Below are 23162 nucleotides of genomic sequence, written 5' to 3'. Positions count from 1 at the left end.
TGGGCGGGGGTGCAGTCTGTTGTTGGTCTGCCCGGTATCAGTTCAGGGTGATGACCTCTTTGCCGTTCACAATAACGGTATTACCGGTAATATGGATATTGCCGTCCGCATCAATCGAGATACTCCCTTTGGTGTTGCCGAGGGTGATACCGCTCTCGGTGGATTGAAGGGTAATTTGTCCTTTGGCACTGAGTACGCTGGTTTTTTCCACGGTGACCTGCCGTGTCCCGATGCTGCTCACTTCCAGGCCGATAACTTCTTTATGCCGGTCCGCCCGCACGCTGAGCGCCTGATTGTGTCCGACACTTTCGGTATGGTCGTGCATCACGCGGGTCGAGCGGTCATTCAGTACGGTGGTATCCATGTCCCGCTGCGCATGTAACGCCAGCCGCTCACTGCCTTTCGCATCCTCAAACAGCAGCTCGTTGTAGCCTTCGCCTTTGTGGGTTTTGGAGCGGAAGGCCATCTGGGTTTTGCTGCCCGGCAGGGTGCCCGGCGGGATATTGCTGGCATGGTAGGTGCGCCCGGTGACGATGGGCTGATCCGGGTCGCCGTGCAGAAAGTCCACCACCACTTCCTGCCCGATACGCGGAATAGCCAGCATCCCCCAGCCCTGTCCCGCCCACGGTTGGGTGACCCGTATCCAGCACGAACTCTGGTCATCGCTCTTGCCGTCACGATCCCACGGAAACTGAAGGCGGATACGGCCGTACTGGTCACAGAAAATCTCTTCGCCGGCCGGTCCCACCACTTCGGCAATCTGCGGGCCGTCGATGACCGGTTTGGGCAGGGGCGTCGGGCGCCAGTGCTGGTTATGGCGGATAAAGTGAAAGTGGCTGCTCAGGGTGGTACCCGTGCCGCTGTTGGCGGTTTCCAGCGCCTGCGGCTGGCTGCCGGCATGATGGGTTCCCACCACCTGCCATGGCTGGTTTAGATCTTCACGCGGGTGGTGGCTCAGGGTGAATAATTTACCTGGCTGGATGGCAATGGCATGGCCGCTGCCTTGCCCGGTCATGGCATTGTTGCGCAGGGCTTCCAGCCGGTAACGGGTAAAATCTTTCCCGTGCGCTTCATCCTTAAAACGCCCCGGATAGTCGTAGTGCTCGTAATACCGTTGTTGCAGGGTATCTTCCTTCATCTGCTGGCTGAATTCGGCTGGCCAAGCCGGGTTTTTGAAGGTGTAATCTTTCAGTTGCACCTGGGCCGGTCGCACCTGGGCGCTACAGGTCAGGCTGCTGATGGCCGGTTCACCGGTGGTACTCACATCGCCCGGCTGGTAAGGAAACACGTTACCCGGGGGTACCGAACCGCAGTCATCAGCAAATACCAGCGTGTTACGCCCGTTACCACATTCAAAGAAATAGAAAATCCCCTCTTCGGCGGTCAGCCGTTGCAGAAACGCGAAATCACTTTCCTGATATTGCACACAAAATTCCCGCTCTGGGTGGGCGTGGCGCAGGCTGAACACCACGTCACGGATACCGTGCTCTTTCAAAATCGTGGTGATAATGGCGGCGATATTAAGTTGCTGGAAAATGCGCGAATTCTGACGCAGGGTGGTACGCCACAGATCCGGGCGAATGCTCATCTGGTAGGTGGTCTGGTGCAACCCGGTGTTACCCTGCTCAAAGCGGGCCACCACTCCCGTGATGCTGCGCTGTTCAACGCCTTCCTGCAAAATGGTCAGTGTCGCCGTGCGATCCAATACCGCCGGAAAATCGATCGCCGGATCCGCACTGGCCAGCCCCACTTCCAGCTGGAACGGCTGGGAAAAGTGTTCACTCAGGGTGAAGTCGGTGACGGCAAAGGTTTGTGGTGCCAGGCCACCGGCGGTCAGGGTAAATTGCAGCCCGCCCGGATTACTGTCCCCCCCGCCAAGCAGCCCCTGGCTGGCTTTTTGCAGCGCGCTGAGAGCGGCATGCTGGCCGCTGGCAGCCCGTTCGGCCAGTCCCGGTCCACCGGTGGTAGCGGCCCCGACCGGCCCCGCAATCCCCGTCGTCGGCAAGGCCACGCGGGTGGCGGACGCGCCCTGCTGAAGCAGTGACTGCCCTTGCTGTAGTGTCGTCATGTGTTTTTTCAATGACATCGGAAGTCTCCCTGATTAATGCCCGCCGTCCTGTGTCACGGCAGGCGTTTGATCTTTGGCCGGATGCGGCAGGTCATCAAAATCACGCACTTCCAGGTTGTTCATCGCGGCCCGCCAGGTCGCGGTGCCAAACATGCTGCTATTATGATTAAATTTGCTGGTATTATCGGCAAAAAAGTGGATTTATTGAGTGATTTGACACGTTCACTTGTAATGGATGTATATCCAGTATTTATTTTGCGAGATGCTTTGCAAAGGTTGTTTTTGATGATGGAATGTTACGCAAGGTGGCGATAAGGTAGGCAATGAAATCTGAACGCGGCTTTACCGTGGCGTAACACGATAAAACCGCTAACCACAACAACTCACACGAGGACTAGTTATTATGGCTAACACGCATTCTAATACAGACATCTGTATTTACAAAATTTCCCAACCGGAACGGTATCAGAAAGTCGTTTACCGCCCCCAAGGTTCCAACCGCACAATCCCTGCCATTAATTTAAGCGGAAAATGGCTACTTGAAGCTGGATTTTCCATTCATGATCCGTTAAAAATCAGAGTGATGCCCGGTTGCCTTATTATTACTGCTCAAAATTTTCATGAACTGTGGCACTGCCTGAAAAGCCTCAACGAAGGTGAATGGGATGATATCACCGTCGCCCACTGGTTACAGCAATTTCCCGGCCGGTTAAATAAAATCGGGCTGCGAAAAAACGCTTAATGCCTTATTTTTCAATGAATAACAAATAACTCATTGATAAAAAATGAACCGTTTCCTGTTTCTCTGTTACCCTTTTTTCATTTTGGGAAGCGGTTCGCATTTTTGCCACGTTAAATAACACAAGGAATGTATTCATGGATCTTTATCTTTCCTCTCCTCTTACCGAACTGCCGGCATATGTGATTAGCGGTGACACGCTGCAAGAAATCGGGTTTACCGCCGAGGCGTTATTTCATATCACGCAATTTACCAACGGGGTAATTTTGTCACTGATTGAGCCAGAAACTGAACCTGATCTTGCCGCCTTGTTCCATAAAACCGAACTTAATCCCCATCAGGGCATCGACTGGGTACGCGATAATGGCGAGCTTTATCTGGCCGGTGACTGGCTGGCAGAAAGCGGTTTATTGGATCATCCTGTGACTGTTGATACTACGTATGGCAGGATTGTCATAAGGACTGAATTGCCGATATTGCTGGCCTGAGCAATTCAATCAAAATAAACCGGAATAGCTACATAGAATTTCGGTTTATTTTATTTTTAACATGAACATTCAATAAACAAACCGAGATATTCCATTATTATTTTCCTCCTCAATCAGCTCTTTCAGAATTGAACAGAGACTAAGGTTTTCGGGAACATAAACAATACTGTTATATTCATAAGGCATCCACTCCATTGAAGCCATATCCTGACCATTTTTTAACAACCGGAGTTTATCCATCTCTTCCAATTGGGAAAGTAAACGTTCATTTGCTGTTTTGATGATCATTTTCTCCACATAATTTTTTGCTTTCCCTGAGCCGTTATAATAAGTTTCACGTATCGGTTTATATTCTTCGGGTAATTTATTATTCAGGGGTTCCAATAAATAGCGACGTAACTCTTGTCTTTTTTTTATCATCTGATCATAAACATATTGGTATACGGTTACTATATTATTTTTCTTAAGTTCATCAGAAAAACTATTTGCATCAGTGGTATAATCGGTCATCCGAAGACTGACTGCCTGTTCTTATGAAATTGAAATCGAATATCACCCTGTCTGAACCTGAACGTCTTACATTACAACAATTGGCTTTGAATCACAGACACCGGGACATCCGCACACGAGGTACGGGACTGCTTATGCTTGCCCGAGGCATCAAGCCTCGTCAGATTTCCGATGAGATAGGATGTAGTCTCCGCGTTATCTATGACTGGGTTCACGCCTGGCATGATTCAGGGATAGCCGGATTATTAGGCGGTCATGTCGGAGGCCGATATCCCGCCATGACACCGGATATGATTGCCACCGCAGTCGAATCCGCTCGTGCAGAATCGCTGACGTTAGCCCGTATCGCACAGAAAGTTGAGGACAAGCATGGCCCGCTACCCTGTACGCTGGAGACATTGGCTAATACACTGAAAAAACAGGGGTTAACCTATAAGCGAGCTCGCCTGTCTTTAAAAAAAACGCGATGAAGTGGCGTTTGCTGAACAAGCGGCCTTATTGAATAAAATTAAGGCGGGTGCGCGATCCGGTCATTATCGACTGGTTTACCTTGATGAGGCGGGTTTTTCCGCCTCTCCGCCAGTGCAATATGGATGGAGCCCACGGGGTGAACCTCATGAAGCGGAGCCGCAAAATCATGTTAGACGGTCAGTGTTGGGGGCGCTCAATTACACCGATAACACCCTGTTTTATCAGATAAAACAAGGCAACATGACGCGCACTGATGTGATTGATTTTTTAGAGCAAGTGGCAAAAACTGGCGACAATCGTCTGACATTTTTAGTCTTGGATAATGCTCCTATTCATCATGGAATCGATAAAGAAATCAAACATCGCTGGTTGATGGAACATAATATGATTTTACTTTATCTTCCCGCTTACAGCCCAGAGCTGAATCTGATTGAAATTGTCTGGAAACAGGCGAAATACCATTGGCAACGTTTTATTACCTGGACTCAGGAGACCATGGAAGATGAAATTAATACATTATTAGCAGGCTATGGTCACCAATTTGCAGTTAATTTCTCTTGAGGACTTAAGATGAGTAATTGTACTGTGTGAACGCAAATTGCTTTCATCTTCTACGCGTTTGATAAAATCCTGAACCAAACTAATAAACTCAACTATATACCAATCTCACTTCAAGATGATGGTTTTAAAATCTGGAAATTATCAGTCAGTCGAGTCGTCAATTCTTTTGCTTTTTCTGGCAAAGTGACATGAAAAAAGTGACGAAGGGTTTCACGAAATGTTTTCGTATCCGGAAAATAAACATTGTTACGCACTTGCTCATTCATATACTTCCACAATCGCTCTATCGGATTGAGGTTTGGGCTATAAGGCGGGAGGTAATGCAACTCAATATTTAGGACATACGCCATCTCTTTCACCAACTCGGCGCGGTGGTAACCCGCACCATCCAGAATAAGATGGATTTTTTGCGAAAGCGGGTAAGTTTCCCTGAGCACCCCGAAAAAATACGCGATGTTTTCAGCATTGATACTCGGATATTCACGGATCACCGTGTCTTCAATGCGTTGTAAATTGAGGGCACCCAGAATATTGAGACGAGTACGACTACCAGTGGTTTCGACGACTTTTACCTGATTTTCTCCGGCTTTCATCCAGCCATAACTGAGCGTTGTGGACTGGGAAGGATGCACCGCATCAATAAATAAGATCGGCTCATTCTGACCCGCTCTACTTTTCAGCGATTGGTAGTCATCAATAAATTGTTGCTGTTTATCTGCATCGAATTTATGCGGCACGCCCTTGGGTTTTTTGTAGCTGAAACCCTGGCGGTGAAGCCATTTCGTCATGCCAGCCACACTGAAAGAAACCTGCCAACGCACTTGGACATAGGCCACAATTTGGGTGGTCGTATGCATCAAATTTGTCGTCAAATAATCAATCAGAGCGGCAGTTTGTTCGGCAGAGAGATGGCTTTCCGAGCCACCATTTTCCGGCGTGAGCTTTTCCTGTGCGATAAAATCTTTTAGGTGACGGCTTACCGTACTCTCATGAATACGTAGAGCCTGTGCAATCATCTGAGCTGTCCAGCCCTCTGAAGCCAAAAGCACGGCCTTGATGCGATCACAGACTCGACTGTCTCGAGTGGTGTCATGCATCAATTCAAGGGCGCGTTTTTGTTCTGGTGTCAGATGAATTTTCATGGTCGCAAGCATGATCGGATTAGGATAAAAAATCAAGCATCTTCAATGACGATTGGTATATCCTCTTTTTTGTGAACTTCTTCAAATATACAATCACCATAATGACGTGTATTTTTAACGTAATTGAATTGTTTAAATGTCGCTGTGAAAACACCCTTTGGCATAATTTCTTCAGAATATTCTTCACCTTCATAACGGATATCCAAATAATATCCGCTTTTTTTATAATAACACGTAATGCGATTAAAAGAGCCGTACAGTTCAATCGTTGTTTGATGTTCACTATAAAAAGGTCGGTCATGATCATAGGATAGAATAAACCAACCCGCCTGGCAGATAATCTCAGGGCGGTAGTTGCTGGGGAAATACATGTTTTTCCTTTTTTATAAAATTGTATAAATTCAATATTCCATAGGCATAAACTGTAATACCATGATATTTGAGTACTTATATTAAAGCAGCATAGTTCATTTTATTCTCTCTCTGCCATTTTAGCAAAACTATTCATCCCGCGAGAGGGCACTTTAATAGTGTCTGTTTCTTTGTTTTCAATAAATACACATCTACCATACCCACCTGGCCGAACAACCGATTGAATGAACTTCTGCCCTGGCCTGAAAACCCGTTTAGCTCAACCCCACTTTGTGCTTATCTGGCAATGCAAGGTGAGATCACCGGACGGTTACGAAGAAAGCCGGAAGATCATGGGATCTTTCCAGCCTTTTAATAATATAAACATGACTAACTTTAATTTTAAAATTAAGCCATATCAGAACAATCTATTATTCTAATTGAGTAAAATCATGATCAAAAAATAAATTTTGCAGTGCCGATTCTATATCATTTCCTATTAAGCAAAAATAATCATCATATCCACCATAAATACCACCTGATTCAGATAGGAAAAATGTCATATGTTCAGAAAAGCCTATACCTATTGGACATAATCTATTTTTAATTATGCTTTCATAATGTTCTACCCATAATGGATCTAGCCAATCTGCTGGCTTCGTCGGAGTAAAATCACTTACATCTATATCTGTTGGATCCGCATAAGCTTCATGTTCAACCTTTATCCCGCCCAAATTATGAAAAAATTTCAGAGCATTATTATGAACGTAATAACCTTTTTCCTTTAGCACAGATAAATATTTATCAATATTTATTGACCTATTAGGAAACCACCCATTTATAAGTAATGTTTCCTTTATTGCATTATTAAATGAATAACACATATTTTATCCTGTTAATACTTTGATACCCAAACGGTTGAATGTATATTGGCAGTTTTTACATTTTGGAAATGCACTTCCATCACCAGTTCGCACTGTTGCCATTTCTAAGTCATGAAGAGAAGAACCACCTTTTATGGCCTTATTAACTGCATCAATTTCACCACAGTTATTTACTGACCAAGGTTCTAAACTTTTAGAAGGCATTTCAACACCAAGTCTTGCTGAGATTTTTTGAGGTTTAGTGCCACTAAAACCATAGAATACATCACCTGTTCTGGTATTTTTAACAACCGTTGTAGCTGTTGGTCTCCTAATTCCATTAGCTTTACTGTATTCCCTGACTTCTTTGGCTTTTCTTTGAGCTAATTCAAATGCATTAAAGCTTGATAAGCCAAATGGATCAACCCAGCTTGTTGGGTTTTTAACATAAGAATAAGGATTAAGACCACCATTTAATCCCAACGGATCAGGCGTCAGGTAACAACTGGCCACTGGCGAATAATACCTAAACCGATTGTAGACTAACCCGCTCTCTTCATCCAGCCACTGGCCGGCATATTGTAAGCCCGGATTGAAGTCGGCATTTTCACCCCGCATGCCCAGCCGCAGCCCGTATAAACTCTGCGGCGGCTGGCGCCAGACGCGGTGACCGGCTTCATCGAACAAGGCCAGTGGTTCCCCGGTTGGTGCACACACCGCATACTGCGTCTGCACTTTTCCGGCCAGTAATTCACAGCGGTTTTCCGGATCCGGCGTAAAAAACTGCACCTGCTGCGCCAGCAATTGCCAGCCGTCGAACACCAGATGGCGGATACAGTGTAACCGGTTGTGCCGGTACTCCCGGATTTCCGCGGGCACATCGCCGTCCCACAGGTAAGTCGTGCGCTCGCCCGACCGCTCACACACCTTTTCAGTGCGTCGCCCGAAGGCATCATAGCGGTAGGCCCACTGCTGGCCACCCGGCGTCTGTACCCCAATGAGTTGGTTTTGGCTGTTCCAGCGAAATTTGGTCAGTTGCGGGCGGTGGCCTTCCTGCCAGAGCTGCATGGCCGTCATGCGACCGGCATCGTCATACTCAAACAAGTGTTGACCGACCTGGCGTAACCGATGCCCTTTTTGGTAGAGCCGTTCCCCCTCAATCTCATTGACGCCATCAAAACGGCGGGCAGGGTAACATCAGTCACGGCGCTGGGATTCAGCAAGGCAGGCCGCTAAGAAGAAAGAGTAGTCCATAAAATGATCGCATTCTGACCGTGTTGGAGCACGACCAGAATGCTAACCACAACCAACTATAGAGGTAGTTAATGATGGCTAAGGCGCATTCTAAGCAAAACCGGGCGGTAAATAAAGCCGCCAAAACAGAATGTTATTACACCGTGGGATACGTGCCGCAAAATAACAAGGCCACCGCCCCGCCTGCGATACACCTGAAAGGCCAATGGCTTAAGGCCGCCGGGTTCGATAAAGGTTGTACTCTGACCGTCAAGATTATGGGCGGCTGTTTGGTGCTTATTCCTGACAGTGACGACACCCGCACCATTAAGCAACAATACCAGCGCCAGCAAGACCAGCTCAGTGAAATTAAGCTGAGAATGCGGGAACTGCTTGGCGACTATAACAGCCGCTAAGGGCAGGGACTGAGCCGCGCTTAAAAAAGAAGAAGGCCAGAGATTACAGGGATATTCCCGGCTTTCTATTACTAGCTAATTAAATTATCAAGCCATTCATTAATGATACGTTTAACATTTGATAGGTTTTCTTCGGAAAAAGAACAAATTACAACCAGTTCATTTTTCCCGTTGGAGTCTACCCAATATCGGACACTATCTAACTCTTCTAACGGTTCTTGAATTATTTTTATAGATTTATCGGTTAACTTAGATTTTGCAGAAAAAATGGGATTAGCATCCATAAATTTCATTCCGTTACTATAATGAGTATTATAATAAGGTATGATCCATTCACTTCTACGATCATTGATAATACTTAAAAATAAGCTATCCCAATATTTTTCAAGTTCACAATAAACTTGTTCGTCATTCAAATAGTTCTCAAACATCATGGGCATTTCCTGATTGTTGGTGAGTCAGGAACAAAAGCCTTGCCTGTCGTTACTTCAATATCGACACGTTCATGAGCAGTTCCCTTAACTAAAAAAGTTTTACTAACTTGGGCATCAACTCCACCGCCTTTTTCCGCACTCAGAATGAATTTTCTTGCTTTATCAAATTCAGCTTTTCTAAGTTTTCTATCTTTGTTACTTAGACTTGCTTCAAGGGAATCAAGACCCGCTAACGCATCTTTTGCTGTAATAGGCGTATCTTGTGCCCAAGCAAAAGACTCTTCTAATTTGCTCCCCTGAGCCTGAATTCTCCCCCTGTGCTTTGGTTGCAATCCAAAGGGTCAATCCAGACGTCGGATTTTTCACATAGGCATAATGATTAACCCCTCCACCTAACCCAATGGGATCAGGCGTGAGGTAAAGCAGCTGGCAACCGGCGAATAATACCGGAACCGATTGTAGACCAGCCCGCTCTCGTCATCCAGCCACTGCCCGGCGAACTCTAAGACCCGGATTCAAGTGCCGCATTTTCCCCCGGTATACCCAGACGTAGCCAATAGGCTCTGCAGCGGCTGGCGCCAGACCCGGTGTCCCGCGGTATCAAACAAGGCCAGTGGCTCGCCCGTTGGGGCACACACCGCATACTGGGTCCGAAAGGGTCCGGCGAGCAGTTCACTGCGGTTTTCCGGGTCCGGGTGAAGAACTGTACCTGCTGTGCCAGCAACTGCCAGCCATCAAACACCAGATGGCGGATACAGTGCAGCCGGTTGTGCCGGTACTCCCGGATTTCGGCCGGCACATCGCCATCCCACAGATACGTGGTGCATTCGCCTGACTGTTCGCACCTTTTTTTGGTGCGCCGCCCGAAAGCATCATAGCGATAGTCCCACTGCTGGCCGCCCGGGGTCAACACGCCAGTCAGCTGGTTCTGGCTGTTCCACCTAAACTTGGTCAACTGAGCGCGGTGTCCTTCCTGCCACAGCTGCATCGCGGTCATGCGCCCGGCATCATCATACTCAAACAGGTGTTGGCCGAGCGCCGTAACCGGTGCCCTTTCTGGTACAGCCGTTCCCCCGTCGATGTCATTTAATCCATCAAAACGGCGCGACGGATAACCGGAAGCATCATACTGATAATGTTCCTGCAAACGATCCCGGTCGCTGACCGACGTCACCTGCCCGTTGCCGTTAACGATATAACGCAGCCATTGCCGCTCATCGTTTGCGGCCACCAGATTGAGTGCCGCGTCGTAGCGATATTCCCTGTCCAGTCCCGCCAGTGTGGGTTGCGGAATATCGGCCACTTCATGGGCTTCAAAGAATTCGGTGTTGCGCCCGGCACGCTGCGCCGTCAGTTGCCCCATCAGGGCATGCTCCTGCCGCAGGATGAAGCCTTTATCTGACTGACGGTGCCATTCATGGCCGTCGTCATCCCGCTCAAGGCTGAGCGTGTGCTCACCGCTGAAACTGACCCGCCGCAGTTCACCGACGTTATTGGCTTCGGTTTTTGCCTGCCAGCGTTGATTATCGGGGGTGCTTTCGACGGTGGCACTGTCCGGGTAATCCCGCCGGATATCACCGTATACCTGCGTTTCTTTGACGATGCGGTCTTTATCATCGTATTCAAAGGTCAGGGCGTACTGTCGGCGCCGTCACTGCCAGCAAACGCCCCAGAATATCGTAACTGTAGGTGGTGGTGCCTTCGGGGGTGTGCACAGCGGTCATGCGGCTGGCCGCATCATACTCAACGCGGGTGATATTGCCTAACGCATCCCGTTTTTCAATGCAGTTACCGTTGCCATCATAGGCATAGTGCCATTGCGTGCCTGCATAATCGGTTTCGGTCACCACCCGGCCGTCCGCATCCAGCGTATAACGGTAGCTTTCGCCCTGCGGATTAATGACGCCCCAGTAATTGCAGGCTGTCGGGGTCATAACGATACTGCCAGCGGTTTCCTTCGCCGTCGACACGCGCCACCGGCAGGTCAAACGGGCCGTATTCGATATACCATGGCACGCCACGGGCATCTGTCCAGCCGGTCAGGTTACCGTGGCGGTCATGACGGAATCGTTCCAGACTGTTGTTCGGGCGATCGCTTAATGCGACCCGATGATGGCGATCGTATTCCCACAGCCACAGTGCGCCGCCCCCCGAGGCCAGTCGTTGCAAGCGGTCATGGCTGTCATAGCCCAGCCGCAGGCTGCGGTTTTCTTCATCAAACAGGTGGCTCAGGCGCTGGTGTTCGTCATATTCCCAGGTGCGCTTATGCCCTTCATCGTCTTCAGCGGCGATAACCAGGCCGAATGCATTACGCGTCAGCGTGGTTTTGCTGCCATCCGGGGCAATAAAGCATTCTGCATTGCCATGGTCATCGTATTGCTGCCACCAGACACGCCCGAGGGGATCGGTCATGCTGATAAGGCGGTCAGTCTCATCGTAGTGGTATTGCCAGGTTGCCCCGCTGGCATCGGTCAATGCCGTCACCAGCCCGGTATCCGCCAGATAATCCAGTTGCAGAATCTGCCCGTCCGGCAGGATCTGCCGTTGCAGGTTGCCCCAGTCATCATACTCGTAATGCGTGACATGACCGCACGGGGTTTCAATCCGGGTGACCTGCTGTTCGGCGTTATAATGCCAGGTGGTGGTATGACCCTGGGCGTGGTGGAGCGGGTGATGCCCTGTGCATAGGTCAGTTGCACCGGGTAGAACCCGCCGACTGCCAACGCTGTGGATACAACGGCCTTGTGCATCATAGGTATAATCAACGGCCGTCTGGTAACCGGTTGACCAGCGGCTGATCGGTCCCTGGGCATTGTATTTATAGAACAGGTGAAATTGCTGGGTACTGTCCGCTTCTGCCAGCCAGCCATTGTCGTGATAGTCATAACGCACCATCACGTCACTGAGACCACTGTCACTGCGGCGGATATCGGCCAGCAGACCATCGTCACGGTACAACAAGACCAGCGCCGGGCCGTCGCTGTGGGTAACCGATTTAGCTGGCCTTGCGCATTGTAATGAAACCCGACGGCATTGTTGTTGCGGTCACGCAGGGCAGCCAGTTGCCAACGCTGTGTGCCGATGGCACCGTGGCGGGATGCCCGGTTGGGTAAAGTATTTTTGACCGGCTGATTGCGTTCGGTCAAAACGAAGCCCTGTTTTTGCCGGCTCAGTGTAAATTCCGGGTGCTCCGGGTTGACGCTGTAGTAAACGCTCGGGGGCAGGGCAAAATGCAGGGAAGCGCCTTCCAGTGTCAGGATTTCCACCCGGTCACCGGTGACTATCACGGCCTCGGAGAAATTCGCCAGCCAGTTTTCGCCCAGCAGACCCGCAATCCCGGTGACCAGCTGCGGGTAAAGTGCAGCGGTAGCGTCTGGCCCAGTTCAAACTCGGTGCGCTGGTCAAACAGGCTGCCGGTGGTCACGTCTATCGGGTCGCCTGTGAAGAATTTTTTGGTGGCCTGAGTGAAACGTTTAACCCCTTTATGGGTGGTAAACGCGGTTTTAGCACAAATCAGCCGGCCCTTCAGGGCATGGCCCGCTTTTTTAGCCCCCTGTTTTGCGCCCGCCAGCACCGCCTGCCGGCCGGTTTGGGTCAGCAGCTTACCCAGCCCTTTGCCCATGCCCCGCGTCGGCGGCACTAAAAATTCCACGGCAATCAGCAACGCCCGTTGCCAGCCAGAAAATTCTTCCGCGATGTCCAGATAGGTGCCCTGACCGCTGCCGATAAAGACTTTACTGGCGCCACTCTTGATGGTGGCGCCACAGGCCAGCTTATCACCGACACGGGCCGCCGGCTGACCGTTGATAAAGACGGATTCACTGCCCTGGGCGATCAGCGGGGGCGGATGCTTGCTGCAGGCGGCTAAATCCACGGTGGTCCGGGCCGCCGGCTTACCCTCAATGATAACATTCGGTGAACCCTGGCTTATTGCGCCATCCGGTGGCCCGATGCTGTCTATCATATTGGTGACCGCCGCACTGACATCGCTGATAAACCCGCCCAGTGCCATCGTCCCCGCCGTGCCGAGTGCCAATACCGCCGCGGTGGCCAGCCCGCCGGTCCCGACAATCACGGCAGAAGCGGCGGCAAACACGGCCGCCCCAATCAAAGCCCCGACGACAACCCCCGCCAGCGCACCCAGAAAACTCGAATGCTGAATAATATCGCCCTCACGCGCCGCCGCCGGACCACGGGGCTGTGACGGTGGCATGACCCTGCCTACCGCGTGGGTGGCCCCCACACGGGCAATCCGTGTGACAATATCGTCACCCAGTCCCATGATGACCTCCTGTCACGCTGCCTGAAAACTGGTGATAACCGCCAGTAACGCGGTTCGCTGCCCTTCCTCAAACGGTTGCGGTGACGTCAGGTTAAACGCCAGCAACTGGCTGCCCCGGATTTGCAACACCACCGTCTGGTGCATTTCCCCTTCCGGGCTTTGCCACTGGTAATCCAGCCGCCACGCGGTGTCACCACTGAGGTCTATTTGCTGCCGCTGATGCTCCTGATACCCCGGCAGGTGGGTGACAAACTGTGCCAGTGTCTGTTCATAATACGCCTGGCGGTCGGCGCCGGCCGGCACCGGCGTACGGTTAATCACCAGATTGACACCGCTGTCATCCGGTAACACAAACACGTGCATCGATTCATCACGCCAGCCGGCAGGAAGCGTCAGGGTGCCTTCGTTCATTTGGTAGAGGTGGGTGCTCATAATTGTCCTTTTTACTTTTTTTACCTAATTTGCTCTTCAATCCGCTGCAAAAATCGGGCTGAGCGGGTTGCAGTCTGTTGTTGGCCGGCCCGGCATCAGTTCAGGGTGATGACCTCTTTTCCGTTCACAATGACGGTATTACCGGTAATATGGATATTGCCGTCGGCATCAATCGAGATACTTCCTTTGGTGTTGCCGAGGGTGATACCGCTCTCGGTGGACTGAAGGGTAATTTGTCCTTTGGCACTGAGTACGCTGGTTTTTTCCACGGTGACCTGCCGGGTCCCGATGCTGCTCACTTCCATGCCGACGACTTCTTTATGCCGGTCAGCCCGCACGCTGAGCACCTGATGGTGTCCGACACTTTCGGTATGGTCGTGCATCACGCGGGTACTGCGGTCATTCAGTACGGTGGTATCCATGTCCCGCTGCGCATGCAATGCCAGCCGCTCGCTGCCTTTCGCATCCTCAAACAGCAGCTCGTTATAGCCCTCACCCTTGTGGGTTTTGGAGCGGAAGGCCATCTGGGTTTTGCTGCCCGGCAACCCGCCCGGCGGGATATTGCTGGCATGGTAGGTGCGGCCGGTGACAATCGGTTGATCCGGATCACCGTGCAGAAAATCCACCACCACTTCCTGACCGATACGCGGGATCGCCAGCATCCCCCAGCCCTGACCGGCCCACGGTTGGGTGACGCGTATCCAGCAGGAGCTCTGGTCATCACTCTTGCCATAGCGATCCCACGGGAACTGCAGGCGCACCCGCCCGTACGCGTCGCAGAAGATTTCTTCGCCGGCCGGCCCCACGACCTTGGCGATTTGCGGGCCGTCGATGACCGGTTTGGGCAGTGGCGTCGGGCGCCAGTGCTGGTTATGGCGGATAAAGTGGATGAAGGTGAGTGGGATGATATCGCCGTCGCCCACTGGTTACAGCAATTTCCCGGCCAGTTAAATAAAATCGGGCTAAGGAAAAACACTTAATACTCTGTTTTTAATTGAAAAATAAATATTTCGCTGATAAGAAATGAACCGTTTCCTGTCTTTTTTGCATTTTGGGAAGCGGTTCGCATTTCTGCCACATTCAATAACACAAGGAATGTATTCATGGATCTTCATCTTTCATCGCCGCTTGCCGAACTGCCAGAATGTGTGATCAGTGGTGACACACTGCAAAAAATCGGCTTTATCGCCGATGCATTATTTCACATCACACAATTTGCCAACGGGTTAATTTTGTCCCTGATTGAACCAGAAACTGAACCTGACCTTGTTGCCTTGTTCCATAAAACCGAACTTGATCCCCATCAGGGCATCGACTGGGTACGCGATAATGGCGAGCTTTATCTGGCCGGTGACTGGCTAACAGAAAGCGGTTTGTTGGATCATCCTGTCACTGTTGACATCGTGTATGGCAGGATTGTCATCAGGGCTGAACTGCCGCTATTGCTGGCCTGAAAGAATTATTCAAAATAAACCGGAATGACTACAAGGAATTCCGGTTTATTTCATTTTTCGATTGATAAATCACATCTTAATAATGTCATTTCTCTTTTTTAAAGATGAATATTCAATAAACAAAGCGAGATAGCCCATTATTATTTTCCTCCTCAACCAGCTCTTTCAGAATTGAACAGAGACTAAGGTTTTCGGGAACATAAACAATACTGTTATATTCATAAGGCATCCACTCCATTGAAGCCATATCCTGACCATTTTTTAACAACCGGAGTTTAACCCAATGGGATCAAGCGTGAGATAACAACTGGCAACTGACACCCAATGGAGATGATTTTCAATTCTTAAAAAAGAAGAAAGCCAGAAGATCATAGGATCTTTCCGGCTTAATAAAAAATCAAATCTCTAACTTATATAAAACAGATAAAAACTCAGTGAATGAGTGGCTTATAAGATGAACATTACTCATATCAGGCAATTCGCCTTCATCTGCTTCAAATTCATGATCCCAGAAAAACACTCCAGAATTATCTTTTGACAAAGAAATTAATATCAAATTACCACCAGGATCATGAGCTATAGGTAAAAAATCAAGAGGAATTCTATCCTTATAGTCAAAAAAATAATTCCTGAGATTATGATGTTTCTCGGCTCCTAAACCAAGGAATCGATCAACAGATGAAGCATCCTCTTCATCATCATTTATAAAGGAAAAAGAATCAGGTTCAGGGTAACCCCCATTATATTTCTTCAGAAAATTACGATAGTCATTTGGAAGAGATTTGCCTATCTCACTTTCAAAATCAGCGACTAAAATTTCATCAATAGGTCCTTTAAAATCAATAATATTGGCAATCATAATTTATTTCCCCTTTGGACATTTTCTCGTTGCTACTCCACCTGTATGTTTCACTTTGCTATGTATATCTGTCGGAATTAGCTGCATATAACCTGAATCATGGTGATGATGCCACGTATATCCGGTTGGTCGAGGGTTATTTCTATTATATCCTGCGGCTGCATCTGCTCTAGAAAAATCAACATTTCGAGTTTTTCCAAGCTCAATCCTTACATTCTTAATAGAATATCGAGAAAAATCTGGGAATCCTGAATGAGTAAATGGTACACCATGAGGATATTTATTTCTTATTTCGACAGGTAACTCACTTGCAGGATATATTTTTCCTGCGTGCTTGCTATTAATTGGTAAGCGGCCTTTTACTGGCCTAACCATATTCCTATATGGATCAAGCTTAGATAATCCCAGCGGATCTATAAATCCCGTTGGATTTCCTACATAAGAATAATGATTTTCTCCTCCCAATAACCCTATGGGGTCCGGCGTTAAATAACACCCCGCCACCGGCGAATAATACCTAAACCGATTGCATATACCGGATCTTAAGAATTAAGCCTTTCAAAACACGCCTCCAATGTTTTGTTTTTACATGATTTTCTTTGCGGTGTTTTGAAAGCATTCCGGCATAAATATTCCCTCGCCTTTTCCAGTAAAAAACCGGTTTCCGACCACGCTCGTTGGATCAAATTTTCTATTATTGGCCGTAACCACATATCCGTATTTTTTGCTGCTTTTAGCAAAGAAGCGTCTGGAAATAGTCGTCTTGCCATTGTCCGCCTGACCAGCAACGCGAGCAAACTTGACCAGACAAGCCCAGTGACTAACGACGCTTTTCGGGTGGTAAATCCGTGCCAGTTTGTGTGTGATTTCAATTCCTTGAATAACAACTCGACCTGCCAGCGGCAACGATAAATGTCCATAATGTCATTCGCGGTAAATTCCTCTGGTGGTAAGTTTGTCAGCCAAATACAGAACCGCTTCTTTTCTGCAAACCAGCGACGGATGATCCGGAATTCATAGCCCTTTCTCCGACAGCACAGATCCAAGACTTCTGAACGGTTGGTTCTGCGGGTGACTTCTTTTAAGGTTTTTCCGGCCAGTTTCCGCAGCGGTTTCCCTTGTCCAGTGTGCGCGGTGATAATCTGAGAATTCAGCGATTGGCTTCCCCTGACAATAAATGCCGCGCCAAAATGGGAGAGTTGTTCAAAATAATCAAAAGCCGGATATCCTGCATCCGCAAGCAAGAGTTGCCCGCGTAATGTGGCCGGTGCAGGCAAATGAGCGCGTTCAGACGCGGTATCGGCCGTCACCGCCATTCCTGTTGGTGTCTGGCTCAATAACGACATCGTCATATGGCATTCAATGGCGGCAGAGGTTGTTTTGAATCGAGAGGGGAAAACTTCCGCGAGCGCAGGATGCACTTTAAATGAACTCCCATCTTGTAAAATAACATTTTGAAATTGAGCTAATTTTTTCGGTATCGCGACGTGTTTTTCAACCCACTGTGCCATGACAAACCTGACAATAATTTTCACAAATTCCTCAAAGGCCGGTTTACGTAATTGATTGTAAAAGGGTCGGTAACTGACTTGTTGCCGAATCTCAGGGCACAAGCCATTAAACTTCTGATGTAATTGGGCAATGGAGGTGATTTTATCTGTGCTGAGCGCCGTAATCAGGCTAAGCAGCAATGTGCGGGGTTCAATATTTCTAATGCGTTGAGTAAATCCGCAGCCAAACGCTATCTTTTGCAAAGAAACATCACTAAAAAATTGCATTAACTGGTGTTTTATAGCAATAATCGTCACAGGCTTCATCCGTGGTTTTGGTATTAGTTTGGCGACGATTATCAGATCATAAATGAAGCCTTTTTTCTATCTAAAATATACAGTTAATGCTTAAGATCCTGTATATGAAACCGATTGTAGACCAGCCCGCTTTCGTCTCTAAATGAAAGATTAAGAAGCCGTAGCGTGCATGAGCCGGATGGAAGGAACAAGGTGAGATCACCGGACGCTTACGTTTATGGCGGGCTGTCTAGTGCTGATCTCTGACAGCGACGACATCCATGCCATTAAAAAACAGTACCAGCGCCAGCAAGACCAGCTCAGTGAGATTAAGCTCAGGATGCGGGAATTGATTGGAAATTATCAGGCAGGATAAAGCAGAGTAATTAATTGTCCGGCAAGTTAATTAGCCGGACAATTATAATTTAATTAAGCATTACTTATTGTATATAACAGATGTATATTCTGGCGGTGTATGGCTTAGATTATTCAATAAATCTTTTTCTTCATCACGCCACCAATATTCTTTATACTCTGCTGGTTGTTTAAATTCATATATAGATATAACACCAAGCAGTCCACAAGGAGAGTCTGCCATGAAGTCCCAGCCATCTTTTTCGGCACAGTACATGTTTACTTCTTCATCATACCATATATTGAACCCCTTCTTATCTAAAACATTAAATACAGTATTTGTTACATTAGAATACTCTGATAATACTGGCATATTTTCTCCTACTTTATAATTTTGATAGCGTCATGAGGAATTTCACCTTTAAATAAACCTTCCACTGCTCTTTTGGCATCTTTTCTATTTTGTAGTGAACCTTTTGAATTAACCGCTTGCATAACATTTTTATGAGGAATATACGTTGTTCCATTTTTCGTTGCTTTCTTCAAATCAATTTGCGCCAGCCCACTGCCAGAAGAAAATCTTTTCGTTGCAGCCTGCTCTTCAGCAACCGAAATAAACCCTGTATTTTTTCCATCAACATGTTCTACGATTGATCCACCCTGCCCTTTAGGCTGTATACTTAAACCTGCATCATATCTAATTCTGTCATCAATACTTAATTCTCGATAAACATACTGACATTTCTTGGAGTTTAGTCCTAATGGGTCAATCCAGACGTCGGATTTTTCACATAGGCATAATGATTAACCCCTCCACCTAACCCAATGGGATCAGGCGTGAGGTAGCAGCTGGCAACCGGCGAATAATACCGGAACCGATTGTAGACCAGCCCGCTCTCGTCATCCAGCCACTGCCCGGCGAACTTAAGACCCGGATTCAGTGCCGCATTTTCCCCCGGTATACCCAGACGCAGCCCGTACAGGCTCTGCAGCGGCTGGCGCCAGACCCGGTGTCCCGCGGTATCAAACAAGGCCAGTGGCTCGCCCGTTGGGGCACACACCGCATACTGGGTCTGAATGGCTCCGGCGAGCAGTTCACTGCGGTTTTCCGGGTCCGGGGTGAAGAACTGTACCTGCTGTGCCAGCAACTGCCAGCCATCAAACACCAGATGGCGGATACAGTGCAGCCGGTTGTGCCGGTACTCCCGGATTTCGGCCGGCACATCGCCATCCCACAGATACGTGGTGCACTCGCCTGACTGTTCGCACCTTTTTCGGTGCGCCGCCCGAAAGCATCATAGCGATAGTCCCACTGCTGGCCGCCCGGGGTCAACACGCCAGTCAGCTGGTTCTGGCTGTTCCACCTAAACTTGGTCAACTGAGCGCGGTGTTCTTCCTGCCACAGCTGCATCGCGGTCATGCGCCCGGCATCATCATACTCAAACAGGTGTTGGCCGAGCTGCCGTAACCGGTGCCCTTTCTGGTACAGCCGTTCCCCGTCGATGTCATTTAATCCATCAAAACGGCGCGACGGATAACCGGAAGCATCATACTGATAATGTTCCTGCAAACGATCCCGGTCGCTGACCGACGTCACCTGCCCGTTGCCGTTAACGATATAACGCAGCCATTGCCGCTCATCGTTTGCGGCCACCAGATTGAGTGCCGCGTCGTAGCGATATTCCCGCCCAGTCCCGCCAGCGTGGGTTGCGGAATATCGGCCACTTCATGGGCTTCAAAGAATTCGGTGTTGTGCCTGGCACGCTGCGCCGTCAGTTGCCCCATCAGGGCATGCTCCTGCCGCAGGATGAAGCCTTTATCTGACTGACGGTGCCATTCATGGCCGTCGTCATCCCGCTCAAGGCTGAGCGTGTGCTCACCGCTGAAACTGACCCGCCGCAGTTCACCGACGTTATTGGCTTCGGTTTTTGCCTGCCAGCGTTGATTTTATCGGGGCTAATAATGTCTCTTTCGACGGTGGCACTGTCCGGGTAATCCCTGCGGCATATCACCGTATACCTGCGTTTCTTTGACGATGCGGTCTTTATCATCGTATTCAAAGGTCAGGGGCGTACTGTCTGGTCAGTCACTGCCAGCAAACGCCCCAGAATATCGTAACTGTAGGTGGTGGTGCCTTCGGGGGTGTGCACAGCGGTCATGCGGCTGGCCGCATCATACTCAACGCGGGTGATATTGCCTAACGCATCCCGTTTTTCAATGCAGTTACCGTTGCCATCATAGGCATAGTGCCATTGCGTGCCTGCATAATCGGTTTCGGTCACCACCCGGCCGTCCGCATCCAGCGTATAACGGTAGCTTTCGCCCTGCGGATTAATGACTGCCAGTAATTGCAGGCTGTCGGGGTCATAACGATACTGCCAGCGGTTTCCTTCGCCGTCGACACGCGCCACCGGCAGGTCAAACGGGCCGTATTCGATATACCACGGCACGCCACGGGCATCTGTCCAGCCGGTCAGGTTACCGTGGCGGTCATGACGGAATCGTTCCAGACTGTTGTTCGGGCGATCGCTTAATGCGACCCGATGATGGCGATTGTATTCCCACAGCCACAGTGCGCCGCCCCCCGAGGCCAGTCGTTGCAAGCGGTCATGGCTGTCATAGCCCAGCCGCAGGCTGCGGTTTTCTTCATCAAACAGGTGGCTCAGGCGCTGGTGTTCGTCATATTCCCAGGTGCGGACGCCCTTCATCGCTCTTCAGCGGCGATAACCAGGCCGAATGCATTACGCGTCAGCGTGGTTTTGCTGCCATCCGGGGCAATAAAGCATTCTGCATTGCCATGGTCATCGTATTGCTGCCACCAGACCCGCCCAAGCGGATCGGTCATGCTGATCAGGCGGTCAGTGTCATCATAGTGGTATTGCCAGGTTGCACCGGTCGCATCGGTCAAGGCGGTGACCAGCCCGCTATCCGCCAGATAATCTAACGTCAGGGTTTGTCCTTCCGGCAATATCTGCTGTGTCAGGTTACCCCACTGATCGTATTTATAACGCGTGACATGACCACACGGGGTTTCGACCTGGGTAACCTGCTGCTGGTCAGTGTAATGCCAGGTGGTGGTGTGACCTTGTGGCGTTGTGGAACGGGTGATGCCCGGCTCATAGCTCAGTTGCACCGGATAGAACCCGCCGCTGCCCACACTGTGAATACAACGGCCCTGCGTATCATAGGTATAATCGACCGCCGTCTGGTCGCCATCCGACCAGCGACTGATCAGTCCCTCATCGTTGTATTCATAAAACAGATGAAAATGCTGGGTACTGTCGGCCTCAGCCAGCCGGCCATCGGCGTGATAATCATAATGCGCCATCACGGCATCCAGACCGTTATCCGTGCGACGAATATCGGTTAGCCGGCCATCTTCACGGTAGTACAACCGCAGTGCCGGGCCGTCACTGTGGGTCACTGTTGCCAGCTGATGGCGGTCATCATAATGGAAACGTACCGCATTGCCGTTACGGTCGCGATGTTCGGTCAGCCACCAACGTTGTACGCCGATAGCACCGTCTTCTTCTGCGGATGCCCGCAACGCAAAATATTTGCGCACCGGATTATTGCGCTCGCTCAGAACAAAGCCCTGTTTTTGCCGGCTGAGCCGGAATTCCGGGTGATCCGGGTTGATACTGTGGTCCACGCTCGGCGGCAGGGCGAAATGCAGGGAAGCGCCTGCCAGCGTCAGGACTTCCACCCAGTCGCCCGTGACGATAACGGCTTCGGAGAAATTGTCCAGCCAGTTTTCGCCCAGCAGGCCCCACCATCCCGGTGACCAGCTGCGGGTAAAGTGCAGCGGTAGCGTTTGCCCCAGTTCAAACTCGGTGCGCTGGTCAAACAGGCGGCCGGTGGTCACGTCTATCGGGTCGCCTGTGAAGAATTTTTTGGTGACCTGAGTGAAACGTTTAACCCCTTTATGGGTGGTAAACGCGGTTTTAGCACAAATCAGCCGGCCCTTCAGGGCATGGCCCGCTTTTTTAGCCCCCTGTTTTGCGCCCGCCAGCACCGCCTGCCGGCCGGTTTGGGTCAGCAGCTTACCCAGCCCTTTGCCCATGCCCCGCGTCGGCGGCACTAAAAATTCCACGGCAATCAGCAACGCCCGTTGCCAGCCAGAAAATTCTTCCGCGATGTCCAGATAGGTGCCCTGACCGCTGCCGATAAAGACTTTACTGGCGCCACTCTTGATGGTGGCGCCACAGGCCAGCTTGTCACCCTTACGGGCCGCCGGCTGACCATTGATAAAGACGGATTCACTGCCCTGGGCGATCAGCGGGGGCGGATGCTTGCTGCAGGCGGCTAAATCCACGGTAGTCCGGGCCGCCGGCTTACCCTCAATGATAACATTCGGTGAACCCTGGCTTATTGCGCCATCCGGTGGCCCGATGCTGTCTATCATATTGGTGACCGCCGCACTGACATCGCTGATAAACCCGCCCAGTGCCATCGTCCCCGCCGTGCCGAGTGCCAATACCGCCGCGGTGGCCAGCCCGCCGGTCCCGACAATCACGGCAGAAGCGGCGGCAAACACGGCCGCCCCAATCAAAGCCCCGACGACAACCCCCGCCAGCGCACCCAGAAAACTCGAATGCTGAATAATATCGCCCTCACGCGCCGCCGCCGGACCACGGGGCTGTGACGGTGGCATGACCCTGCCTACCGCGTGGGTGGCCCCGACCCGGCCAATCCGGCAACAATGTTATTACCTAATC

Annotated in this window: 32 protein-coding genes and 2 pseudogenes; 8 read left to right on the top strand and 26 right to left on the bottom strand. The window is 50.0% G+C overall.

Annotated features, from left to right (window positions below; all coding sequences use genetic code 11):
• Nucleotides 1-37: 37 nt before the first annotated feature.
• Nucleotides 38-2086, bottom strand: coding sequence for a type VI secretion system Vgr family protein (locus ACSJJG_RS01155; RefSeq protein ID WP_481088168.1), 2049 nt, complete (start codon nt 2084-2086; stop codon nt 38-40).
• A gap of 385 nt (nt 2087-2471) precedes the next feature.
• On the opposite strand from ACSJJG_RS01155, the gene ACSJJG_RS01150 reads away from it, so the two are divergent.
• Both ACSJJG_RS01150 and ACSJJG_RS01145 read left to right on the top strand, forming a co-directional pair.
• On the top strand, nt 2472-2810 hold the full coding sequence (locus ACSJJG_RS01150) for a SymE family type I addiction module toxin (protein ID WP_481088167.1): 339 nt from the start codon (nt 2472-2474) through the stop codon (nt 2808-2810).
• A 134-nt stretch (nt 2811-2944) separates the two neighbouring features.
• A complete protein-coding gene (locus tag ACSJJG_RS01145; protein WP_481088166.1) occupies nt 2945-3295 on the top strand; it encodes a SymE family type I addiction module toxin in 351 nt (116 codons plus the stop codon).
• 69 nt (nt 3296-3364) lie between these two features.
• On the opposite strand, the gene ACSJJG_RS01140 is transcribed toward ACSJJG_RS01145, so the two are convergent.
• Nucleotides 3365-3805 (bottom strand): transposase, encoded by a 441-nt coding sequence (locus ACSJJG_RS01140; RefSeq protein ID WP_481088165.1) that lies wholly within the window; start codon nt 3803-3805, stop codon nt 3365-3367.
• 23 nt (nt 3806-3828) lie between these two features.
• Here ACSJJG_RS01140 and ACSJJG_RS01135 point away from each other — a divergent pair, with 23 nt between their 5' ends.
• Both ACSJJG_RS01135 and ACSJJG_RS01130 read left to right on the top strand, forming a co-directional pair.
• The gene (locus tag ACSJJG_RS01135) at nt 3829-4275 is read left to right on the top strand and encodes a helix-turn-helix domain-containing protein (RefSeq protein ID WP_282885474.1); all 447 of its coding nucleotides are present in this window, start codon (nt 3829-3831) and stop codon (nt 4273-4275) included.
• A 1-nt stretch (nt 4276) separates the two neighbouring features.
• Complete coding sequence (locus ACSJJG_RS01130; RefSeq protein ID WP_282885473.1) at nt 4277-4837, top strand: IS630 family transposase; 561 nt, start codon at nt 4277-4279, stop codon at nt 4835-4837.
• Between the two features lie 110 nt (nt 4838-4947).
• Here ACSJJG_RS01130 and ACSJJG_RS01125 read toward each other — a convergent pair whose 3' ends face one another.
• The 4 genes from ACSJJG_RS01125 to ACSJJG_RS01110 form a co-directional block, all read right to left on the bottom strand.
• On the bottom strand, nt 4948-5979 hold the full coding sequence (locus ACSJJG_RS01125; protein ID WP_282885471.1) for an IS630 family transposase: 1032 nt from the start codon (nt 5977-5979) through the stop codon (nt 4948-4950).
• Nucleotides 5980-6011: 32 nt separating this feature from the next.
• A complete protein-coding gene (locus ACSJJG_RS01120) occupies nt 6012-6350 on the bottom strand; it encodes a hypothetical protein (RefSeq protein ID WP_282885542.1) in 339 nt (112 codons plus the stop codon).
• Nucleotides 6351-6761: 411 nt separating this feature from the next.
• Nucleotides 6762-7214, bottom strand: a complete 453-nt coding sequence (locus ACSJJG_RS01115; protein WP_189761275.1) for an SUKH-3 domain-containing protein — start codon at nt 7212-7214, stop codon at nt 6762-6764.
• 3 nt (nt 7215-7217) lie between these two features.
• Complete coding sequence (locus ACSJJG_RS01110) at nt 7218-8354, bottom strand: RHS repeat domain-containing protein (protein ID WP_476756475.1); 1137 nt, start codon at nt 8352-8354, stop codon at nt 7218-7220.
• 167 nt (nt 8355-8521) lie between these two features.
• Here ACSJJG_RS01110 and ACSJJG_RS01105 point away from each other — a divergent pair, with 167 nt between their 5' ends.
• A complete protein-coding gene (locus tag ACSJJG_RS01105; RefSeq protein WP_481090344.1) occupies nt 8522-8842 on the top strand; it encodes a SymE family type I addiction module toxin in 321 nt (106 codons plus the stop codon).
• A gap of 71 nt (nt 8843-8913) precedes the next feature.
• Here ACSJJG_RS01105 and ACSJJG_RS01100 read toward each other — a convergent pair whose 3' ends face one another.
• From ACSJJG_RS01100 to tssI, 10 genes and pseudogenes are all read right to left on the bottom strand, one after another.
• Nucleotides 8914-9276 carry a hypothetical protein gene (locus ACSJJG_RS01100; protein ID WP_223281885.1) on the bottom strand — a complete coding sequence of 121 codons (363 nt, stop codon included), beginning with the start codon at nt 9274-9276 and terminating at the stop codon, nt 8914-8916.
• On the bottom strand, nt 9273-9608 hold the full coding sequence (locus ACSJJG_RS01095; protein ID WP_481088164.1) for a hypothetical protein: 336 nt from the start codon (nt 9606-9608) through the stop codon (nt 9273-9275). The genes ACSJJG_RS01100 and ACSJJG_RS01095 overlap by 4 nt, the downstream gene beginning before the upstream one ends.
• Before the next feature lie 60 nt (nt 9609-9668).
• Nucleotides 9669-9743, bottom strand: a complete 75-nt coding sequence (locus tag ACSJJG_RS01090) for a hypothetical protein (RefSeq protein WP_481090343.1) — start codon at nt 9741-9743, stop codon at nt 9669-9671.
• A gap of 35 nt (nt 9744-9778) precedes the next feature.
• Nucleotides 9779-10639: an RHS repeat domain-containing protein gene (locus ACSJJG_RS01085; RefSeq protein ID WP_481088163.1), complete on the bottom strand. Its 861-nt coding sequence runs from the start codon at nt 10637-10639 to the stop codon at nt 9779-9781.
• Between the two features lie 259 nt (nt 10640-10898).
• Nucleotides 10899-11246 carry a hypothetical protein gene (locus ACSJJG_RS01080; RefSeq protein WP_481088162.1) on the bottom strand — a complete coding sequence of 116 codons (348 nt, stop codon included), beginning with the start codon at nt 11244-11246 and terminating at the stop codon, nt 10899-10901.
• The gene (locus ACSJJG_RS01075) at nt 11173-12237 is read right to left on the bottom strand and encodes a hypothetical protein (protein WP_481088161.1); all 1065 of its coding nucleotides are present in this window, start codon (nt 12235-12237) and stop codon (nt 11173-11175) included. Before ACSJJG_RS01075 ends, ACSJJG_RS01080 begins: the two co-directional genes overlap by 74 nt.
• The gene (locus tag ACSJJG_RS01070; RefSeq protein WP_481088160.1) at nt 12171-12542 is read right to left on the bottom strand and encodes a hypothetical protein; all 372 of its coding nucleotides are present in this window, start codon (nt 12540-12542) and stop codon (nt 12171-12173) included. The genes ACSJJG_RS01075 and ACSJJG_RS01070 overlap by 67 nt, the downstream gene beginning before the upstream one ends.
• Nucleotides 12543-12559: 17 nt before the next feature.
• Nucleotides 12560-13558 carry a PAAR domain-containing protein gene (locus tag ACSJJG_RS01065; RefSeq protein ID WP_481088159.1) on the bottom strand — a complete coding sequence of 333 codons (999 nt, stop codon included), beginning with the start codon at nt 13556-13558 and terminating at the stop codon, nt 12560-12562.
• Nucleotides 13559-13570: 12 nt separating this feature from the next.
• A complete protein-coding gene (locus tag ACSJJG_RS01060) occupies nt 13571-13990 on the bottom strand; it encodes a DUF1795 domain-containing protein (RefSeq protein WP_189761321.1) in 420 nt (139 codons plus the stop codon).
• 95 nt (nt 13991-14085) lie between these two features.
• Nucleotides 14086-14874 (bottom strand): annotated as a pseudogene (gene tssI, locus ACSJJG_RS01055) (type VI secretion system tip protein TssI/VgrG); the annotation flags it as partial.
• A gap of 219 nt (nt 14875-15093) precedes the next feature.
• On the opposite strand from tssI, the gene ACSJJG_RS01050 reads away from it, so the two are divergent.
• The gene (locus tag ACSJJG_RS01050) at nt 15094-15444 is read left to right on the top strand and encodes a SymE family type I addiction module toxin (protein ID WP_282885544.1); all 351 of its coding nucleotides are present in this window, start codon (nt 15094-15096) and stop codon (nt 15442-15444) included.
• A 397-nt stretch (nt 15445-15841) separates the two neighbouring features.
• On the opposite strand, the gene ACSJJG_RS01045 is transcribed toward ACSJJG_RS01050, so the two are convergent.
• The 3 genes from ACSJJG_RS01045 to ACSJJG_RS01035 are packed head-to-tail and all read right to left on the bottom strand — an operon-like array spanning nt 15842 to nt 18111.
• The gene (locus ACSJJG_RS01045) at nt 15842-16303 is read right to left on the bottom strand and encodes an SMI1/KNR4 family protein (RefSeq protein WP_189761401.1); all 462 of its coding nucleotides are present in this window, start codon (nt 16301-16303) and stop codon (nt 15842-15844) included.
• A 3-nt stretch (nt 16304-16306) separates the two neighbouring features.
• On the bottom strand, nt 16307-16837 hold the full coding sequence (locus ACSJJG_RS01040) for an HNH endonuclease (RefSeq protein WP_193836477.1): 531 nt from the start codon (nt 16835-16837) through the stop codon (nt 16307-16309).
• Nucleotides 16838-16845: 8 nt separating this feature from the next.
• Nucleotides 16846-18111, bottom strand: a complete 1266-nt coding sequence (locus ACSJJG_RS01035) for an IS4 family transposase (RefSeq protein ID WP_282885521.1) — start codon at nt 18109-18111, stop codon at nt 16846-16848.
• Nucleotides 18112-18328: 217 nt separating this feature from the next.
• Between ACSJJG_RS01035 and ACSJJG_RS01030 the strand changes: the two genes are divergently transcribed.
• Nucleotides 18329-18466: a hypothetical protein gene (locus tag ACSJJG_RS01030; RefSeq protein WP_189761403.1), complete on the top strand. Its 138-nt coding sequence runs from the start codon at nt 18329-18331 to the stop codon at nt 18464-18466.
• 60 nt (nt 18467-18526) lie between these two features.
• Here ACSJJG_RS01030 and ACSJJG_RS01025 read toward each other — a convergent pair whose 3' ends face one another.
• From ACSJJG_RS01025 to ACSJJG_RS01005, 5 genes and pseudogenes are all read right to left on the bottom strand, one after another.
• Complete coding sequence (locus ACSJJG_RS01025) at nt 18527-18817, bottom strand: hypothetical protein (protein ID WP_189761404.1); 291 nt, start codon at nt 18815-18817, stop codon at nt 18527-18529.
• Nucleotides 18818-18825: 8 nt separating this feature from the next.
• The gene (locus tag ACSJJG_RS01020; protein WP_481088158.1) at nt 18826-18990 is read right to left on the bottom strand and encodes a hypothetical protein; all 165 of its coding nucleotides are present in this window, start codon (nt 18988-18990) and stop codon (nt 18826-18828) included.
• A 212-nt stretch (nt 18991-19202) separates the two neighbouring features.
• Nucleotides 19203-19667: an RHS repeat-associated core domain-containing protein gene (locus ACSJJG_RS01015; RefSeq protein ID WP_481088157.1), complete on the bottom strand. Its 465-nt coding sequence runs from the start codon at nt 19665-19667 to the stop codon at nt 19203-19205.
• 104 nt (nt 19668-19771) lie between these two features.
• Nucleotides 19772-20041 (bottom strand): annotated as a pseudogene (locus ACSJJG_RS01010) (hypothetical protein); the annotation flags it as partial.
• Complete coding sequence (locus ACSJJG_RS01005; protein ID WP_481088156.1) at nt 20038-20229, bottom strand: hypothetical protein; 192 nt, start codon at nt 20227-20229, stop codon at nt 20038-20040. The pseudogene ACSJJG_RS01010 and the gene ACSJJG_RS01005, both read right to left, overlap by 4 nt.
• Before the next feature lie 54 nt (nt 20230-20283).
• Between ACSJJG_RS01005 and ACSJJG_RS01000 the strand changes: the two genes are divergently transcribed.
• Nucleotides 20284-20439, top strand: coding sequence for a hypothetical protein (locus tag ACSJJG_RS01000; RefSeq protein ID WP_481088155.1), 156 nt, complete (start codon nt 20284-20286; stop codon nt 20437-20439).
• 68 nt (nt 20440-20507) lie between these two features.
• Here ACSJJG_RS01000 and ACSJJG_RS00995 read toward each other — a convergent pair whose 3' ends face one another.
• Together ACSJJG_RS00995 and ACSJJG_RS00990 are read right to left on the bottom strand one after the other, a co-directional pair.
• Complete coding sequence (locus ACSJJG_RS00995; protein ID WP_481088154.1) at nt 20508-21152, bottom strand: hypothetical protein; 645 nt, start codon at nt 21150-21152, stop codon at nt 20508-20510.
• The gene (locus ACSJJG_RS00990; protein WP_481088153.1) at nt 21149-23098 is read right to left on the bottom strand and encodes a PAAR domain-containing protein; all 1950 of its coding nucleotides are present in this window, start codon (nt 23096-23098) and stop codon (nt 21149-21151) included. The genes ACSJJG_RS00995 and ACSJJG_RS00990 overlap by 4 nt, the downstream gene beginning before the upstream one ends.
• Nucleotides 23099-23162 lie beyond the last annotated feature (64 nt).

The sequence above is a fragment of the Xenorhabdus sp. SGI 60 genome (assembly GCF_056632175.1).
Note: the sequence above shows the minus strand (reverse complement) of the source record. Positions and strands in the feature narration are given on the sequence as shown.

What these genes read in the sequence shown, in the direction of transcription:
- ACSJJG_RS01155 (WP_481088168.1), bottom strand. Translation starts at nt 2,086, where the DNA reads ATGTCATTGAAAAAACACATGACGACACTACAGCAAGGGCAGTCACTG.
- ACSJJG_RS01150 (WP_481088167.1), top strand. Translation starts at nt 2,472, where the DNA reads ATGGCTAACACGCATTCTAATACAGACATCTGTATTTACAAAATTTCC.
- ACSJJG_RS01145 (WP_481088166.1), top strand. Translation starts at nt 2,945, where the DNA reads ATGGATCTTTATCTTTCCTCTCCTCTTACCGAACTGCCGGCATATGTG.
- ACSJJG_RS01140 (WP_481088165.1), bottom strand. Translation starts at nt 3,805, where the DNA reads ATGACCGATTATACCACTGATGCAAATAGTTTTTCTGATGAACTTAAG.
- ACSJJG_RS01135 (WP_282885474.1), top strand. Translation starts at nt 3,829, where the DNA reads ATGAAATTGAAATCGAATATCACCCTGTCTGAACCTGAACGTCTTACA.
- ACSJJG_RS01125 (WP_282885471.1), bottom strand. Translation starts at nt 5,979, where the DNA reads ATGAAAATTCATCTGACACCAGAACAAAAACGCGCCCTTGAATTGATG.
- ACSJJG_RS01120 (WP_282885542.1), bottom strand. Translation starts at nt 6,350, where the DNA reads ATGTATTTCCCCAGCAACTACCGCCCTGAGATTATCTGCCAGGCGGGT.
- ACSJJG_RS01115 (WP_189761275.1), bottom strand. Translation starts at nt 7,214, where the DNA reads ATGTGTTATTCATTTAATAATGCAATAAAGGAAACATTACTTATAAAT.
- ACSJJG_RS01105 (WP_481090344.1), top strand. Translation starts at nt 8,522, where the DNA reads ATGGCTAAGGCGCATTCTAAGCAAAACCGGGCGGTAAATAAAGCCGCC.
- ACSJJG_RS01100 (WP_223281885.1), bottom strand. Translation starts at nt 9,276, where the DNA reads ATGATGTTTGAGAACTATTTGAATGACGAACAAGTTTATTGTGAACTT.
- ACSJJG_RS01085 (WP_481088163.1), bottom strand. Translation starts at nt 10,639, where the DNA reads ATGGGGCAACTGACGGCGCAGCGTGCCGGGCGCAACACCGAATTCTTT.
- ACSJJG_RS01065 (WP_481088159.1), bottom strand. Translation starts at nt 13,558, where the DNA reads ATGGGACTGGGTGACGATATTGTCACACGGATTGCCCGTGTGGGGGCC.
- ACSJJG_RS01060 (WP_189761321.1), bottom strand. Translation starts at nt 13,990, where the DNA reads ATGAGCACCCACCTCTACCAAATGAACGAAGGCACCCTGACGCTTCCT.
- ACSJJG_RS01050 (WP_282885544.1), top strand. Translation starts at nt 15,094, where the DNA reads ATGGATCTTCATCTTTCATCGCCGCTTGCCGAACTGCCAGAATGTGTG.
- ACSJJG_RS01045 (WP_189761401.1), bottom strand. Translation starts at nt 16,303, where the DNA reads ATGATTGCCAATATTATTGATTTTAAAGGACCTATTGATGAAATTTTA.
- ACSJJG_RS01030 (WP_189761403.1), top strand. Translation starts at nt 18,329, where the DNA reads ATGGCGGGCTGTCTAGTGCTGATCTCTGACAGCGACGACATCCATGCC.
- ACSJJG_RS01025 (WP_189761404.1), bottom strand. Translation starts at nt 18,817, where the DNA reads ATGCCAGTATTATCAGAGTATTCTAATGTAACAAATACTGTATTTAAT.
- ACSJJG_RS01005 (WP_481088156.1), bottom strand. Translation starts at nt 20,229, where the DNA reads ATGGGGCAACTGACGGCGCAGCGTGCCAGGCACAACACCGAATTCTTT.
- ACSJJG_RS01000 (WP_481088155.1), top strand. Translation starts at nt 20,284, where the DNA reads ATGGCCGTCGTCATCCCGCTCAAGGCTGAGCGTGTGCTCACCGCTGAA.
- ACSJJG_RS00995 (WP_481088154.1), bottom strand. Translation starts at nt 21,152, where the DNA reads ATGAAGGGCGTCCGCACCTGGGAATATGACGAACACCAGCGCCTGAGC.
- ACSJJG_RS00990 (WP_481088153.1), bottom strand. Translation starts at nt 23,098, where the DNA reads ATGCCACCGTCACAGCCCCGTGGTCCGGCGGCGGCGCGTGAGGGCGAT.